15 protein-coding genes and 1 tRNA gene are annotated in these 16,351 nt (G+C 55.6%); 6 read left to right on the forward strand and 10 right to left on the reverse strand.

Features of this window, described 5'->3' with window-relative positions; all coding sequences use genetic code 11:
* Nucleotides 1–130: 130 nt before the first annotated feature.
* The 4 genes from PDR5_RS12175 to PDR5_RS12190 all read right to left on the reverse strand — a co-directional run bounded on the left by PDR5_RS12175 (nt 131) and on the right by PDR5_RS12190 (nt 4,561).
* A complete protein-coding gene (locus tag PDR5_RS12175; protein ID WP_156669323.1) occupies nt 131–1,093 on the reverse strand; it encodes a hypothetical protein in 963 nt (320 codons plus the stop codon).
* A 42-nt stretch (nt 1,094–1,135) separates the two neighbouring features.
* Nucleotides 1,136–1,819 carry a hypothetical protein gene (locus PDR5_RS29670; RefSeq protein WP_156669324.1) on the reverse strand — a complete coding sequence of 228 codons (684 nt, stop codon included), beginning with the start codon at nt 1,817–1,819 and terminating at the stop codon, nt 1,136–1,138.
* A 247-nt stretch (nt 1,820–2,066) separates the two neighbouring features.
* On the reverse strand, nt 2,067–3,926 hold the full coding sequence (locus tag PDR5_RS29270; protein ID WP_082934394.1) for an SIR2 family NAD-dependent protein deacylase: 1,860 nt from the start codon (nt 3,924–3,926) through the stop codon (nt 2,067–2,069).
* 272 nt (nt 3,927–4,198) lie between these two features.
* Entirely contained in the window at nt 4,199–4,561 is a 363-nt protein-coding gene (locus PDR5_RS12190) for a DUF6124 family protein (protein ID WP_064595706.1), read from the reverse strand.
* Nucleotides 4,562–5,132: 571 nt separating this feature from the next.
* Between PDR5_RS12190 and PDR5_RS12195 the strand changes: the two genes are divergently transcribed.
* Nucleotides 5,133–6,347 (forward strand): aldose 1-epimerase family protein, encoded by a 1,215-nt coding sequence (locus PDR5_RS12195; protein WP_064595708.1) that lies wholly within the window; start codon nt 5,133–5,135, stop codon nt 6,345–6,347.
* A 13-nt stretch (nt 6,348–6,360) separates the two neighbouring features.
* On the opposite strand, the gene alaE is transcribed toward PDR5_RS12195, so the two are convergent.
* Both alaE and PDR5_RS12205 read right to left on the reverse strand, forming a co-directional pair.
* A complete protein-coding gene (alaE, locus tag PDR5_RS12200; protein ID WP_064595710.1) occupies nt 6,361–6,822 on the reverse strand; it encodes an L-alanine exporter AlaE in 462 nt (153 codons plus the stop codon).
* Nucleotides 6,823–6,842: 20 nt separating this feature from the next.
* Entirely contained in the window at nt 6,843–7,766 is a 924-nt protein-coding gene (locus PDR5_RS12205) for a LysR family transcriptional regulator (RefSeq protein WP_064595712.1), read from the reverse strand.
* Between the two features lie 177 nt (nt 7,767–7,943).
* On the opposite strand from PDR5_RS12205, the gene PDR5_RS12210 reads away from it, so the two are divergent.
* Nucleotides 7,944–8,591, forward strand: a complete 648-nt coding sequence (locus tag PDR5_RS12210) for a hydrolase (RefSeq protein ID WP_064595714.1) — start codon at nt 7,944–7,946, stop codon at nt 8,589–8,591.
* Between the two features lie 297 nt (nt 8,592–8,888).
* Nucleotides 8,889–10,295 (forward strand): GABA permease, encoded by a 1,407-nt coding sequence (gabP, locus tag PDR5_RS12215; RefSeq protein ID WP_064595716.1) that lies wholly within the window; start codon nt 8,889–8,891, stop codon nt 10,293–10,295.
* A 58-nt stretch (nt 10,296–10,353) separates the two neighbouring features.
* Here gabP and PDR5_RS12220 read toward each other — a convergent pair whose 3' ends face one another.
* From PDR5_RS12220 to PDR5_RS12230, 3 genes are all read right to left on the reverse strand, one after another.
* Nucleotides 10,354–10,926, reverse strand: coding sequence for an eCIS core domain-containing protein (locus PDR5_RS12220; RefSeq protein ID WP_156669325.1), 573 nt, complete (start codon nt 10,924–10,926; stop codon nt 10,354–10,356).
* Nucleotides 10,927–11,014: 88 nt separating this feature from the next.
* Nucleotides 11,015–11,521 (reverse strand): peptide-methionine (S)-S-oxide reductase MsrA, encoded by a 507-nt coding sequence (gene msrA / locus PDR5_RS12225; RefSeq protein ID WP_064595718.1) that lies wholly within the window; start codon nt 11,519–11,521, stop codon nt 11,015–11,017.
* A gap of 105 nt (nt 11,522–11,626) precedes the next feature.
* Nucleotides 11,627–13,228, reverse strand: a complete 1,602-nt coding sequence (locus tag PDR5_RS12230) for a sensor domain-containing diguanylate cyclase (RefSeq protein WP_064595722.1) — start codon at nt 13,226–13,228, stop codon at nt 11,627–11,629.
* 219 nt (nt 13,229–13,447) lie between these two features.
* Between PDR5_RS12230 and ycaC the strand changes: the two genes are divergently transcribed.
* Nucleotides 13,448–14,080 carry an isochorismate family cysteine hydrolase YcaC gene (gene ycaC, locus PDR5_RS12235; protein WP_064595724.1) on the forward strand — a complete coding sequence of 211 codons (633 nt, stop codon included), beginning with the start codon at nt 13,448–13,450 and terminating at the stop codon, nt 14,078–14,080.
* An 88-nt stretch (nt 14,081–14,168) separates the two neighbouring features.
* On the opposite strand, the gene PDR5_RS12240 is transcribed toward ycaC, so the two are convergent.
* Nucleotides 14,169–15,158, reverse strand: a complete 990-nt coding sequence (locus tag PDR5_RS12240) for a zinc-dependent alcohol dehydrogenase family protein (protein WP_064595726.1) — start codon at nt 15,156–15,158, stop codon at nt 14,169–14,171.
* A 126-nt stretch (nt 15,159–15,284) separates the two neighbouring features.
* On the opposite strand from PDR5_RS12240, the gene PDR5_RS12245 reads away from it, so the two are divergent.
* A complete protein-coding gene (locus PDR5_RS12245; RefSeq protein WP_064595728.1) occupies nt 15,285–16,166 on the forward strand; it encodes a LysR family transcriptional regulator in 882 nt (293 codons plus the stop codon).
* A gap of 107 nt (nt 16,167–16,273) precedes the next feature.
* Nucleotides 16,274–16,348, forward strand: a tRNA-Arg gene (locus PDR5_RS12250).
* Nucleotides 16,349–16,351 lie beyond the last annotated feature (3 nt).

Genomic DNA, 16,351 nt, shown 5'->3' on the forward strand with positions numbered 1-16,351 from the left:
ACCGTTAACGGTCAAAAGCGCACGTTTGAGATCGGCACCTTCCGGCCAGTAGCGGACGCTTACGAGCAACCGCTACTGGCTAGGCGACGACCTTTATGCGAACTATTTTCGACCTGCAACTCTAAACTTATTAATTAAAATATCTCAGTTCAGGAAGAGGGTCAGAAATTGCCTGGCCGATCCACATTCTAGCTACGGTTTTTATTTCGTTGCTATCGATGTGCTGTAGAGCCTTTGCCAATCTTAAGCATCCAAGTCTGAGCTCAGGAACGACCTCATCAGGTATCCCCGTACCATTTGGTCGATTGTCATATCTCAACTCCTCAAGCAACATATTTAAACCACTTGCAAGCATTATGTATGAGCTAATGTTTAGCCAGCGCGGGTGACGCACCACTAGGTCCGCCATTAGGTTCAAAACGCTGAAAAGAACAGGCATTCGCCGTGTTGAAATGATTGCAGTGATAGTTTCAACCAGTGCAGCGGGAGGGGAAAAATTTGAGGATTTAGGATGCTTTAGCCAATACCAAAGTACTGATAGAGACTTATTGGCACGAGAAACATAAGAGCAGAGTATACCCGATGTTAACTTCTTCTCCACTTCGAGCAACTCGTCATTTTTTTTCTGGCTAAAAACCTCGGCGATTCTAGTGCGCAAAAACTCGGCACCAACTAACGAAGACTCCTTACGTACATTGGACACCCATGAAAAAACTTCGGAATTGCAAAAAGCCTCATATCCATGCTCATCAATTAACCGAGCCACAATTATATCTAAATCATCAAGTCTCTCAAGCGTCATTTCTACGAGCTCATTAATTCGCTCTATATTCTGTCGAATCAAATTCCACTCATCATCCCACCATTCCTTAACGATAAGAATGCTCTTTATAAAATCTTTTCTAGACCACTTTGACCTTTCCAGTGAAGCTGCCATATTCACGAAAAAATCATCATTTACGCCTAGTCGCCATGAAATACGTTTGTCAGTGTGGCTTCTCTCATTATCTGAAAGTACTCGAAAAGGCTTGAGCTTTTGATTAAACAACCATTTTTTAAAGGTGCTATTCTGCGCTCTTATAGAGCCAGTCATCCAAAGCAAAGGCGCCCAATAATGGTGGCCCGGTATGATAGACTAACTTTCCTTGCTAACTAAAAGCGCATATATTTCTTGCGCCTGCAGCTCATTTATAAAGCCCCACTCCCTCATCCAAAACAGGCGCTGCCATATCCCAGCTAAATTTGAACGCGGACCAGTGTTGTTTTCTTCAGAATCTTTCAAAATAAAAATCAGTTCATCAATATCTTTTCTAATTTCGGCTGAGACAAAATCAACAGCAAGATCATCGGGCCGCTTTTCGATCTTATGAAACATCACCCAGCTATTCTGATAAAAGCTTCTAATTGATGCATCATGTGTCAAGGAAGGGATTGTTGCTATTGATCTTGCTAGTCTACCCCTATCAATTAAGTTTAGGTTTTCAAAACATCTAGCCAGGCAAACTGCCAAAGTTTTCCATATCTCACTATGACGACCGATAACCTTTCCATGATGCAATGCCACAATCCGTTCACCAAACGAATAAACCACTTCTGAGTCAGTTAGCCGAACAACAAGTCGCCCCACCAACTCAAGGTGAAACTCGGCAATCCTAGCAAGCTCATCATCGTCATGAGAACTTTCAAAAAAACGTTCAACCACACTCAAGGATCGGGTACAAATCGAGCTCGCAAGATTCTCTTTAACCCGAGCAACTTGATAGCGAGATAACCAGCCTGCTGAATGCATCAGTTGATTATTAGTTCTTGGTTCGAGCATTTTTTGTTCAAAGTGCGGATCATCACACTTAGCACTCGCTCCATTGAATCAACATACTGTACCCACCAAGCAGCTTGACTGAAAGTACTTATGTCGAAGGTCGTATTACCAACGCGCGGAACAAGGGAAACACGATCACTTAATGAAAGCCACGCGAATGCTGCATCAGTCTTTTTATCGAATGTGCTGGAATTTCCGATATGTCGCGTCGTTGAGTAGTTTCCCAATTCGAACAAAGGAATACGGCTTACAGGCTGTGACGGAGTGGCGTCTCCGCGTTGAGATCAGCCATTAGCAACTGAAGCTCCTGCATAACATCATGGTCAATAGCCGCCAAATCCGCTAATCGCTGGTTTAGTTCATCAGGGTGAAACTCATACTCCAAACCCCCTTCTTCTTCATGGAAACTCACTGACCACGCTAGGGATTTCTGTAAATAGCTTATTGTTAAACAAGCCCAGGCCTCTTGGGAGAGATAATATACCGAACTGGTTTTGGATCGTTGATTCTTTCTTATCTTCTTCAGCCCAACCAAACTGATTGCTAGCCCAAGCGAAACATCTCCAACCTCACCAAGCAACATCCCTTTTCGAACGTACATATATCCATCGGGAGATCGAATTTCCCAGTTCATCAGCATTGTTTTTGCCACATCACGATCGCCTTTATAAAGGGCCAAAAGCACATTTTCGTAAATAAGCTCATCCTTTATGTGCAAATCGTTGGCGAATTTGTTTACAATTTTCGCATGCAGACTTTCGTATTCGTCCGACCTTAACTCCTGCCTAGCCCAGCGAACTAAACTAATTGCCACCTCTTTCCACTTCTCATTGAAAGAGGATTGCGACTGTATGGAAAATTCACTTAGATATTCGTGCTCCGTTATTGCATCTTTAAATTTCAAATCCTCTGTTTCTGATAAAAGCCTGATGGAAAATTCAGCCAATCCATCATCAAAACATTGAAGTAAAATTTCATTGTGCCATGCATAATCCGCCATTATGGCCACGCCTACATGCGGCATAATTTGGATTATGTGATCTTGGAGTTCTGCAGAGTATAAATATGTGGAAATTCGCCTAACACTTGATGAGAATCTTTGCCGAACATCTCTCGGAGCAACCAACCATCCGGGATAACTTGCTCTTGCTTGCTGAAGATCTAGATAGCTCCTCAATACATAGTCTAGCTTTTCATCATTAGAGACTGTAGAGGTGTTAGGTAGCGCTATGTTGTTGGAAAATATCCCCCAAGAATTTTTATCCGCACATAATGGCTCCTTCAGTATTCTGAATAACTCGCTATATCTAGCAGCGTAATCTGACTCTTCTATTCCTTCCGCCATAGGCAGCACCACAGGTGTAACGCGGCGCGCTTCTAGCAATCGTTGCTGCCCAAGAGTCGGAGCGCTTCCTAAAAATAAATAAATAGGCAGAGCGTGTTGATCGAGCACATCTCTGACCCACCCAATCCAATGTAAAAAATTCGGATCATCGCCCGAGAAACCTATCAAACAAAAAATATTTTCTAGTATAGATTGTCGCACTAAATTAACGAACGGAGCAGATTGATCCGGGTAACGTCGATAATCCTCTTCGGTGAAGATAAAAGGACGCTGAGATGGAAATGAACCATGAAGCTTTACAATTCTTCTACGGTTCAACATTTTTGACTGAGGGATATCTTCCCTGCACGTGACTACATAATGGGCATGATCGACAATATTTTCGGACGCACGCTCAAGCAAGGTGTCATAATTAGTTGTAAATACTTCGCACCATTGAAGTGCCAGGAGTTTTTTGTGCAAAACTCCGGGACTTACTTTGTCATCTGGGATGAGTCGCTTTAGCAAATCCTCTAATGCTGGTTTAGAGAACACTCTCGCATATTGTTCACCCAGCTGGGTGACCATACTGGTGGAGAATTCTTTCAGCTCACCTTTATCGGGATTAAGCTCCCGCCATAGTTCTTGGGCTACTTCGTACCATGTTGCCAGATGATCACCATTCTCAGCATTCCTGCTGAATCCAGCTCCGACCATGATAGCCGCATTTCCGTTTTCCAACGCTCGCCGCACTGCGTCGTAATGCACTCTGCTTTCATCCATGCCGTTTACCCCTGACCAAACTGGTTATTTCGCAACCACAGTGATTTTTTTGCAGGGTATAACTTGCGTAGATTAGGAGCAAATGGTGCGTTACGTCTTTACCTACTGCACAAACGTAGATTTGAAGAACGCTTTGGCCAACGACTCAACTTGTCCGCTCGATGGGTTTGAATGGCCGCCTTTGGCCGATAGCTGCCATTTAATGTGGCAGCTTCGGCTAGCATCGTTTTCTCAAGCCCCCTACTAATCAGTCATGACAGAGGGGGTGGCTTTCAGGTCTTAACCTCAACATGATCCAACGCCTGATTCATCGCCAACTCACTCAACATCACCAACTGCGCAATTCCGATCGCAGTCTTGCGATGAGCCGGTTCCAGCGTGGCCGCGAAGTTGTTGAGCATCTCGCTGGCGGATCCCAATGATTCGCTGGCGTTGGCCAGGAGTGATTCGGTGTTGTAGGCCGGGTTGGCCATGTACATGGGGTCGTTTTTGTGATGGCTGCCCATGATCCGTTGCTGCGGAGTGAGGTAATGGTCGAGCGCGCGTTCGGCCGCTTCGTTGAGGGTTCGGGAATCGGGAAATTTGTAAGGAGAAACCGGATCGGTCTCCGGTGGGTTCGGTGTTGGCTTGAACATAGATGTAACTCCAGGGTGAGAAAGTGGAGCCATCAGCCTCGCTACCAAACGAGGGTGGTGGCCATACGGAGGTTGGTAGACCGGTCACCTGGATACCCGGCGCGTCCGAAGACGCCCTACGCATGGCCACCATAAAACAGAGGGCGAAAGAGTCCCTGCAATCTGGTGTTGCGATGCGACAGGTAATCCGGGCTACCAAACCCGATCACTGTTTTTCAGTGACCCGGAAACGATAAAACCCGCACCCCAGACGCACAAGCCGGCGGATTCTGGCGTAGTCGTAGGCAATGACGCAAGACGCTGTAGCCGTGGGGAAGTAATGCCGGGAGTTTCTAAACACCATTCATAAAACGCTTAAACACGCTGCCTTCGCCATGTCGAAATCAGACGCCCATGCCGCTCCTGAAAAAAGCGGACTCCAGTCTGCGGGCTAACACGTTCATATCGATTTCAATTTTCCTGTCCGTACCCATTCTTTCCTGGCACCTGCCAGCGGGCGTCACTTTTTAAGCTTGATGAAACGTTTCAGCAGGTTTATAAAAACCGCACAACTCCAAGAAAGGCCACTCCCATGACCCCGCTCAAACTCGTTGTTGCCCTCAGCGCACTGTCTGCTGCCTCCCACGCCATGGCCTGGGATTACGTTCTGCTCGACACCGACAAAGCCGCTCAGAACTTGCAGATCACCAGCCAGCAACTCGGCGTGAAAACCGACAAACCTTTCAGCGTCAGCCTGCGCACCTTGCATGGTGGTCGGCAGGAGGGCGTCAGCATTGTCGACATCGATAACGGCACGATGAAACTCTCGGTGGTGCCGACACGGGGAATGAACGTCTTGCAGGCCTCGGTCGGCGATGTGCGCATGGGCTGGGATTCGCCGGTCAAGGAAGTGGTCAATCCGTCCTTCATCGAACTCAATGGTCGCGGTGGTCTGGGCTGGCTCGAAGGTTTCAATGAACTGGTGACCCGCTGCGGATACGAATGGGTCGGCCACCCCGGCGTCGACAACGGCGAACTGCTGACCCTGCATGGTCGGGCCGCCAACATTCCGGCGAACAAAGTCACCCTGCACATCGATGAAACGCCACCGTACGCCATCACCCTGCGCGGTGAGCTGAAAGAGCAGGCGTTCAAGAAAGTCGACTTCTCAGTCGCCACCGAACTGGTCACCGAACCCGGCAGCGTAGTGTTCGCGCTCAACGACACCCTGACCAACAACGGCGACTATCCGAAGGAATATCAGGCGCTGTACCACAGCAACTTCAGCACCCCGTTCCTCGAGCAAGGCGCTCGTTTCGCTGCGCCGGTGAAACAGGTTTCGCCGTTCAACGACAAAGCCAAGGGCGATTTGGCTGAATGGCAAACCTACCGCGCTCCGACCAAGGACTACGACGAAACGGTCTACAACGTCGTGCCGTATGCCGATGTCAAGGGCGATACGTTGACCGTGTTGCATAACCAGGCCGGCAGCCTGGGCGTTTCGGTTGGCTTCAATACGCAGACATTGCCGGTGTTTTCCCTGTGGAAGAACACCGATACCCAAGGCCAGGGTTATGTCACCGGGCTGGAGCCGGGGACGAGTTTTTCCTACAACCGCCGTTATCAGCGGCCACTGAACCTGGTACCGACAATCGGGCCGAAGGAACACAAAAACTTCCGCATCAGCTACAGCTTGTTGGCGGATAAGGCGGCCGTGGACAAGGCCTTGAAGCAGGTGAGCGACATTCAGGGCGGGCGGGAGACCGAGGTGCGGCAGACACCGTTGGTTGATCTGACCAAGGGGTGAAAGCGGCGGTCGCTCAACTGTTCAGCGACATCGGCTTGTCGCCACCCGGAGGCAAGCCGAATACCTTGCGCACCCTGTTGAGAAATGCGCCGTAGGGTCGCCCCAGCGCCAGCATCATCAATGCCGCACCGAGCGTTCCGCGAATCAACTCACCTCCCGATGCCCCACTGGAGGCAATGATCGCTGCATAGAGGGGGACCTGGAAACTGACGAGGGCGAAGCTGTCCCACAGCAACCTGGAAACCCGACGCGGACTGGCTCGCTTCATCACCCAGTCCCGCCACAGGCCGTAAGGCCTTGCGACTGGCACCATCAATACGGCGCCCACAAGGCGCGCATGAAGAACCTGATCCCACGTCATGCCGGCAATGAATCGTTCATTGATGATGCCGGTGGTTGTGAAAAACAGGATCAGCGCCGTTGTGTCTGCGAGAAACGCAGTTCGACGCATTGACTGTTGCGGGCGTTGCAGCAAATCACATCTCCTGTGTGGGTTCAGGTAGGCGTCAGCGCATCCTCCTGATGTGACAGCGGCTGCACCGCCAGGTGCGGAGATTCGCCGAAGAACTCGATCAGCAGCTCGGTGAGCACGCGTATTTTCCGGGCAGGATGCGGACCCGGCGGGCGGAGAATGTAGGCGCCGGCCTGGGGTGGGGGATGGTTTGTCATGATCTGCATCAGTGCGCCCGATGCCAAGTGCTCGTGGGTGAGGCAGTCGGGCAGGTAGGCGACGCCGAGGCCTGCGATGGCAGCGGCGACGAGGGCGGTGCCGTTGTCGGCCTTGAAGCGTCCTTGTGGACGAACCGTGATGGTCTTGTCGCCGTCCATGAATTGCCAGGCTTCGGTGCCCTGCATGAGCGCCTGATGGTTGACCAGGTCGTCCGGTTTCTCAGGGGCGCCGTGGGCCTTGATGTAGTCCGCGCTCGCGACGAGCTTGGTGAAGACCGGGCCAATACGCCTTGCGATCAGATTGGAGTCCTTCAGATAACCCACTCGAATGGCGCAATCGTAGCCCTCGGTGATGAGGTCAACGAAGCGATCACTGTAGCAAGTCTGCATATGCAGCTGAGGGTGACGGCGCGCCATTTCCGCCAGCACCGGCGCGAAGTGAGTCGGGCCGAACGACAGCGGGACGGCCACGCGCAGTCGGCCGCGAAGCGCGCCGGCGGGCAGGATGGTTTCCTTGGCGACGTTGATTTCGGTGCAAACCCTGGCGGCGTAGTCCCGGAATATCGCACCGGCCTCCGTGAGTGCCGATCCGCGCGTTGAGCGTGCCAGCAGTTGCACACCCAGTTCGGTTTCAAGGCGGGCCAGGCGGCGACTGACGATCGACTTCGATACGCCAAGACGCAGTGCAGCCTGCGAAATGCCCTCGGCGTCAGCCACTTCCACGAAGGTCTGTAGTTCTTCGATATCCATGCTTGCGTTCCCCGTTGTGCGACACAGCACATCGCGTGATGCTACTACTGCCTCGAACATGGGAACAGCACAATGGATTTTCCAGGCACCTCAGGCTTTCGCCTTTCCTGGAATTGATTTTCCGCACGGGCTTCGGCCCTTTCACCAACGTGCGTCACCCATAAAAAGGATTTGCCCATGGCAAGCGAAACGCTCCGCAACGCCCAGACCGATCAGTTGCTGACCCCGGAAAACTCGGCGTTGATCATCATCGATTATCAGCCTGTTCAGGTTTCCTCGATCCGCTCGATGCCGCGTGACGAACTCGTCTTCAACATCACCAGCGTCGCCAGGGCGGCGGTCAACTACGACCTTCCGATCATCCACTCGACTGTCAATGTCGCGACCGGCCGCAACAAGCCGCCGATTCAGGAGCTGCAACAGGTGCTCGGTCACCTGCCGACCTATGACCGCACCTCGATCAACAGTTGGGAGGACACGGAATTCAAACAGGCGGTCAAGGCGCTTGGCCGCAAGAAACTCATCACGACTGCACTCTGGACCGAAGCCTGTCTGACTTTCCCGGTGCTCGACGCCATTCAGGAAGGTTATGAGGTGTATGTGCCGGTCGATGCGGTTGGCGGCACATCGCTCGCCGCACACGAGGCGGCGTTGCGCAGAATGGAGCAGGCGGGCGCAAGGCTCATCAGCCGCGTGCAGATGTACTGCGAACTGCAGCGCGACTGGGCGCGAGCAGTGACCGTGCCGGGCTTTATGGGCGTGTTCGAGAACTTCGACGGGTTCAATGCTGAAAAGGCTCTGGAAGAAGCAGGCAACAAGGCCTGATGAGCGGCAATTGATGAAGGTGGCACCTCGCGAAAGCGGGTGCTGCCTTTGTTTTTTGCGCGAGGTCGACTCATGTCGAAATCGGACTCGTCCATGCCGCTCCCAGGCTATTTGCGATCAACGCCGGGCACGTAAGGTGACGCATCATTTCATCGCCCTGCGTCGTCGTCCGACCGATTTGTAACGCTGCAGCGCTTGAGGTGCGTCGCTCTGGAGCAGGGCAAGAGGAAGAAATGATGATCGCCTGACACGTCGTCAGTACGCCCAAACGTCGATCACCAGAGAACAACAAAAACAATGAATAGCCTGAACTCGAAGGACTCGAACGGTCAGTTGGCGCAGGGCTTCAAGCCGCGTCACGTCACCATGCTTTCCATTGCCGGCATCATCGGTGCGGGGCTGTTTGTCGGCTCCGGCCACGCCATTGCCGCCGCCGGCCCGGCCGTCTTGCTCGCTTATCTCTTCTCCGGTCTGCTGGTCGTGCTGGTCATGCGCATGCTCGGTGAAATGGCTGTGGCCCACCCGGACACGGGATCGTTTTCCACCTACGCCGATCAGGCCATCGGCCGTTGGGCGGGGTTCACCATCGGGTGGTTGTATTGGTGGTTCTGGGTGCTGGTCATTCCGATTGAAGCGCTGGCCGCCGGGCATGTCTTGAATCAGTGGTTTCCCCAGGTCGATGCGTGGTTGTTCGCGTTGCTGTCGATCATTTTGCTGGTGGTGACCAACCTGTTCAGCGTGTCCAAGTACGGCGAGTTCGAGTTCTGGTTTGCGATGGCCAAAGTGGTGGCGATCATCGGGTTCATCGGGCTGGGTTTTGCGGTGTTGATGGGCTGGATTCCGGAGCGTGAGGCCAGCGGTTTGAGCCGCTTGATGGAAGAGCATGGCGGGTTTGCGCCCAATGGCTTGTCGGCGGTGGTCGGGGCCTTCATCACCATCATGTTCAGTTTTATCGGGACGGAGGCGGTAACCATCGCGGCAGCCGAATCGAGCAACCCGGCGCAAAACATCGCCAAGGCCACGCGTTCGGTGATCTGGCGCATCGGTGTGTTTTATCTGCTGTCGATATTCGTGGTGATTTCCGTGGTGCCGTGGAACGATCCGCTGCTGGCGTCCGTCGGCTCTTACCAGCGCGCGCTGGAGCTGATGAACATTCCCCACGCCAAATTCCTGGTCGATGTGGTCGTGCTGATCGCGGTGGCCAGTTGCATGAATTCCTCGATCTACATTTCTTCGCGGATGCTGTTCTCGCTGGGCCGACGCGGCGATGCTCCGCAACCGCTGAAAGTGACCTCCGCTGCGGGCGTGCCGAGGGCGGCGGTGATCGCCAGCACCGTGATCGGTGCCGGGGTGACGCTGTTCAGCTATTTCATGCCGGCCGGATTGTTCCAGTTTCTGCTCGCCAGCTCCGGCGCGATTGCGCTGTTGGTGTATCTGGTGATCGCGGTCTCGCAATTGCGCATGCGCCGGATGCTGCGTCGGCAGAACGTCGAGCTGACGTTTCGCATGTGGCTGTTTCCGTGGCTGACGTGGCTGGTCATCGCATTCATCTGCGCCGCGCTCGCGGTGATGATGGTGACGCCCGAGCATCGTCTGGAAGTGACGTCGACCATCGGCCTGGCGCTGGCGATTTCCTTTATCGGTCTGGTGACCACGCGCCAGCATGGACAGGCGAGGGTGGCGGTTTCAGCGGGCAAGGCCTAGGTGTTTCTGGTGCTTGAAAGGTGGGGCTGGCCGCGGCATGGACGCAGGGGATGTCCGATCACCGGGCTTCGGCTCGCAGCCAACGTCTGACTTCGCCCTGTATCGCGTAGGCCGGAGCCTCGACCGCATTGAAATCCTGCGTATACCGCTGAGCAAACCCTTCGATTCCCCATTGCTGAAACTGCTGCACGTGCTTCAGTTCGTGCGCCCAGAGCGCGACGTTGTGTTCTGCGGTTTCAGCATCGCGGAACAGGATGATGTCGATCAGCGTAACCGCTCCGACATCCGGGTTTTGCAGGATGGCCGTGGCGGCGTTGTATTGGCCGTCATCGGTGACTTTGTAGTGCACGGCATCGAGCACGCCGGGGTCATACCAGCGCAGCAGTTGCTCCCGGATGTGCGGGGGAATCGGTTTGATGTCGGTGCTGGCGGCTTCGGCGCGGGCCTGAGTCAATCCCAGCGCCAGAGCCGGTACCGCGATCCGGAACAGGTCTTCAGACAGACGCCCCGGGTCCGGCAGGCAAATGCAGCTGTCGAGACACACTTGTTTTTCGCCGGCAGGGCAGGTGTCAGCCTGGGCAGGCGTTACAAGGGCAAGCCAGGTGACAAAGCTGATGAGCGTGGATGGCATGGGCGCTATTTGATCGTAAGGCCGCACCAGAGAAAGGGTTCAGGCGCAACGCAACGAAAACTGCGTTGCACACCGACCCCGCTGCACCTCAACCGCGTTTCGGCAGCTTCCAGTTCGGACGAATGAAGTGGCAGGTGTAGCCATTCGGAATGCGCTCGAGGTAATCCTGATGCTCCGGTTCCGCTTCCCAGAACGGCCCCGCCGGTTCAATTTCGGTAACCACACCACCTGGCCACAGGCCTGACGCGTCGACATCGGCCGCAGTGTCTTCGGCGATATCGCGTTGCTGCTCGTTCAGGTAGTAGATCGCCGAACGATAGCTCGGACCGAGGTCGTTGCCCTGACGGTTGGGCGTGCTGGGGTCGTGGATCTGGAAGAAGAACTCGAGGATCTGCCGATAGCTGATCACGGCGGGGTCGAAGACGATTTCGATGGCTTCGGCGTGGTTGCCATGATTGCGGTAAGTGGCGTTCGGCACATCGCCACCGGTGTAACCGACCCGCGTCTGCAGCACGCCGGGGTAGCGGCGCAACAGATCCTGCATGCCCCAGAAGCAGCCGCCGGCGAGAATCGCAGTTTCGGTTTGAGTGGTCATGGCATGTCCTTCCTCTCGAATGGGTCGCAGATGTTCCTTGATATGAGGGAGTGTGGGCCGATTCCAAGGTTGAGTCGGTAAATAAATCATGAAGCGCGGGCTCGCTCAGCGATCCGTGCGCGGCATCGCCGCAATCGGCTGTATTTGCCGGGATGCCTGCGCCGAACACCAGCGATTCCGGCCCTGTTGCTTGGCCTGATAGAGGCAAGTGTCCGCCGACTTGAGCAAAGTGGCCGGGGTCACCGCATCGTCAACCGGATGACGCGTGGTGATTCCCGCACTCGCAGTGACATACCCCAGTGGATGCCCCGCATGTTCAAGCTCCAGTGAACGAATGGTCTGCAGAATGTCTTCAGCCACCTGAATCGCCCCGGCGTTGTCGGTGTTGGGCAACAGCACGGTGAACTCTTCGCCGCCGTAGCGCACGGCCAGATCCGAGGGGCGTTTGACCGCTTTGCGGATACCGTCGCCGACCGCGATCAGGCAGTCGTCGCCGGCAGCGTGACCGTACTGGTCGTTGTAGCGCTTGAAGTAGTCGACATCGAGCATGATCAACGACAGCGGCGAACCCTGACGCCTGGCCAGGCGAATCTCGTCCGTCAGCGCCGCGTCCAGCCGCCGACGGTTGCCGAGGCCTGTGAGGCTGTCGGTCAGCGCCATGTCGCGCATCGTTTTGTGCGCCGAGCGAATCTCCCGTTCCATCGCCATCCGCTGACGCAACTGGCTCAGAACGATGAGCCCGAAACAGGCCAGGACCAGAATCAGGAACACCAGCACGAAGCCATTTTTCAGCAGGTCCTGGCGCCACGGCGCGATGATGGAGTCACGGGACAAACCGGCTTCGACCACCAGCGGGTAGGTGGTCAGCGCGCGATAGCCATAAAGGCGCTCGGTGTCGTCGACCACCGCCCTGATCTGGACAATGCCCTGGTTGGCGTTGGGCAGGTAGGTCTTGAAGATCTCGCTGTTCGCCAGGCTTTTGCCGACTACGGAAGCAATGAACGGCCGGCGCACGAGGATCGTGCCGTCGCGCATCGCCAGCACCAGCGCGCCTTTGTCATCGATGCGGAAGTCACCGTAGTAATCGACAAAATAGCTGACCTTGACCGTCCCCAATAGCACACCGGCGAACGAGCCGTCGGGGTTGTTCAAACGCCGCGAGATCGGAATGATCAGGTCATGGGTGGAACGGCTTTCCACCACCTGACCGATGCGCACGTGCCGGTCTTCATGGGTGCGGTGGTACTGGAAATAATCGCGGTCGGCGTTGTTGGCGGTTTCGGGTGTGACCTCCTTGTCGGTCACGATCCATTGGCCGTCCGGGCCGTAGATGAACAGGCCATGCAGCTGCGGCATGATTTTCGACTGCTGGATGAGCAGCTTGTGAATCCGTGCCACATCCAGGTTCTGCAGACCGTCGCCTTCGACCCGCTCGGCCAGCCCGGCGGTCAGCACATCGACCTGGCGGATGGTGTCCTCGGCGTGTTGCGCCGTGGCGCGGGCGAGGTTGGTCACCGAATCGCGTGCGGAAGCAAACACCGAACGGTAATCGCGCCACGTCCTCCAGCTCTCGACGGTCAAAAAAGCCACGACCACCATCAGCATGAAACTGACGGTCAGGCGAAAGGTCGAGCCGGCCTTCACGCCTTGGCGAGGCGCGCGCGGTGTTTCATCTGGGGTGGGCGCTTGCGTGTTGCGTCCGGGCATCAACATTCCCTGGCTGTCGTTGTGAGCGAGTGAACAGTATGACAAGGATCGGGGGGAAGGTCGGGCTGGCTGTGTGATCTGCTCAGCAGTTTGAGCGAATTGTCCGTTTTGAGTTGACGGTGAAACGCTTTTCAGACGATTTATCGCTTTCAGGCGAGTCAGTAATCTATGCCCATCTTGAACGCAAACGCACTTCCACAACTAAAAAGGGATTCACACATGAGCACTCCAACCTACAACCGCCTGAACAAAGACGACGCCGTAGTACTGCTGGTTGACCACCAGACCGGCCTGATTTCTCTGGTTCAGGACTTCTCGCCAAACGAGTTCAAGAACAACGTGCTGGCGCTGGCCGATCTGGCCAAATTCTTCGAATTGCCGACCATCCTCACCACCAGTTTTGAACAAGGCCCGAACGGCCCGCTGGTGCCGGAACTCAAGGAAATGTTCCCGGACGCGCCATACATCGCCCGTCCAGGCCAGATCAACGCCTGGGACAACGAAGACTTCGTCAAGGCGATCAAGGCCACCGGCCGCAAGCAGATCATCATTGCCGGTGTCGTGACCGATGTGTGCGTAGCGTTCCCGACCCTGTCGGCGCTGGCGGAAGGGTTTGACGTGTTCGTGGTGACTGACGCCTCCGGCACCTTCAACACCACCGTGCAACAAGCCGCATGGAATCGCATGACCCAGGCCGGCGCGCAGATGATGAACTGGTTCTCCGTCGCCTGCGAACTGCACCGCGACTGGCGCAACGACATCGAAGGCCTGGGCAACCTGCTGTCCCAGCGCATTCCGAACTACCGCAACTTGATGAACGGCTATGCCGCACTGACGGCGCATCCGAAATAACCGGACGCCGGATAGACGAAAGCCTGCTTTTTTCAAAGCAGGCTTTCGTCGTTTCTACCGCAAACAGCAGAGCAGGGGGCTCGTCACCTCAAACCGTGACGACAATCTTCCCGACCTGTTGATTGGCCTCAAGAAAGCGATGCGCTTGCTGAATGTCATCCAGGACGAATGTCCTGGCAATGATCGGTTGCAGCGCACCTGACGCCAGCCCATCGCCGATGAAAGTCTTGGCGCGTGACAGGGTGGCCGGGTCGGAGACAATCTCCGAGTAGAGGTAACCCTTGAGGGTCAGGCATTTTCCCAGCACGGTGAACAGCGGGAACGGCGTCGGCTCAGGGCTCAATGCGCCGTACTCCAGCAGGATGCCGCCGCGCGCCATGCTTTGGGTCAGCGGTTCGAACGATGGGCCGCCCACCGGATCGAACACCACCCGCGCGCCTTTGCCGTCGGTCAGCGCCATGACCGCTGCAACCATGTCTTCTTCGTCGCTGACGATCACGTGCGCGGCGCCGGCGTCGAGCAGGGCCTGTTTCTTGGCGCGGGTGCGGGTGACGGCAATCGAAATGGCGCCGACCATTTTCGCGATCTGGAAGGCTGCCAGGCCGACGCTGCTGGAGGCGGCGGTGACGATCACGAAATCGTCCTTTTGCAATCTGGCCTGTTCGACTAGCGCACCCCACGCGGTGACGTATTGCATCCAGGACGCCGCCGCTTGTTCAAACGACAGGTTCTGCGGGTGTTTGACGGTGAGGTGGGCGGGCACGTTGGCCAGCTCGCCGTACGTACCCCAGCGCGCGATGTCCAGCGGCGGAATCACGCTGACGGCATCGCCGATCTTGAATTCGCTGACGTTGGCGCCAACCGCCACCACCACTCCGGCAGCCTCGTAGCCGAGTCGACTGGGAAACTCCGCTTCCTGCAGATAAGCGTGGTTGCGGAACATCACTTCGGCGCGATTCAGGCCAAAGGCTTTGACCTCGATCTGCACTTCGTCCGCAGCGGGCGCCGGGACGTCGACGTTTTCCAGTTTCAGGACGCTCGCGTCACCGTATTCATGAATCCTGACAATGCGTGCCATCTGTACTTCCTCGGTTATCCATGAAATTGCACCGACTTGATCCGGTGCCATGGACGCCAATTTAGGCTTTGGCCCGCTCCGGATAAAGGCCTAGGATGGCGCAACACTAGAAACAATGAGTTTCCAATGGATCGCCTCACACTCATGGCCACTTTCGTCAAAGCGGTGGAGCTGGGTTCCTTCAGCGCGGTGGCGGACGAACTCAACCTGTCCCCGCAAATGGTCGGCAAGCAAGTGAAAATGCTCGAGCAGCATCTGGGCGTTTCGCTGCTCAACCGCACCACCCGCAAGCAGAGCCTCACGGATTTCGGCCGCACGTTCTATCAGCGGGCGAAACTGATTCTGGCCGACATGGACGCCGCTGAAGAAATGGCCGCCGTGACCCGGGGCGTGCCCAGTGGCCGGTTGCGGATCAATGCGCCCGTCACGTTCGGCGTCAGTTCGCTGTCGCCGAAGCTGCTTGAGTACATGGTTCGTTATCCGCAAGTGTCGGTGGACCTGACGCTGTCGAATGAACTGGTCGATCTGGTGGACGGCGGATACGACGCGGTGTTCCGCATCGGCGAACTCGCCGACTGTGGCCTGAAGGCACTGCCCCTGATGCCCTATCAAATGGTGCTGTGCGCAGCGCCGTCCTACCTTGCACGCCGCCCACCCATCACCACGCCTTGGGATCTTCAGGAACATGAATGCCTGGCGTTCGCCTATTCCGACGGCCGCTCACACCTGCGATTCGAAGGTCCGGAAGGCTGTATCGACGTGCCGATTAAAAGCCGATTGACGATTAATCAGGGCGATCCGTTGCTGTCCGGGGCGGTGGCGGGGCTGGGGGTGGTGATGCTGCCGCTGGAACTGGTCAAGGATTCGCTGCGAAGCGGCACGCTGGTGAGTCTGCTGCCGCAGTACAAGGTGCCGGTTTCGCCGATGAATCTGTTGTATGCGCCGGATCGGCGGCTGACACCCAAACTGAGGAGCTTTATCGATTTTGTGCGCGTAGCGTTTGGATAAGCGCTGCATTGAGGGATGAAGGCTTAACGATCAGAGATTTGTCGCAACAAAATCCCTGAATCCGTGCTTCACATACTTTCGCGACTCATCGACAATGCGCGCTCTGTTCCGGGGTAGTTCAGCGGTAGAACACTCGGCTCCTAACCGGGTGGGCGCTGGTTCGAATCCAGCCCCCGGACCCACTA

Source organism: Pseudomonas sp. DR 5-09 (assembly GCF_001655595.1).
Classification (GTDB): Bacteria; Pseudomonadota; Gammaproteobacteria; order Pseudomonadales; family Pseudomonadaceae; genus Aquipseudomonas; species Aquipseudomonas pharyngis.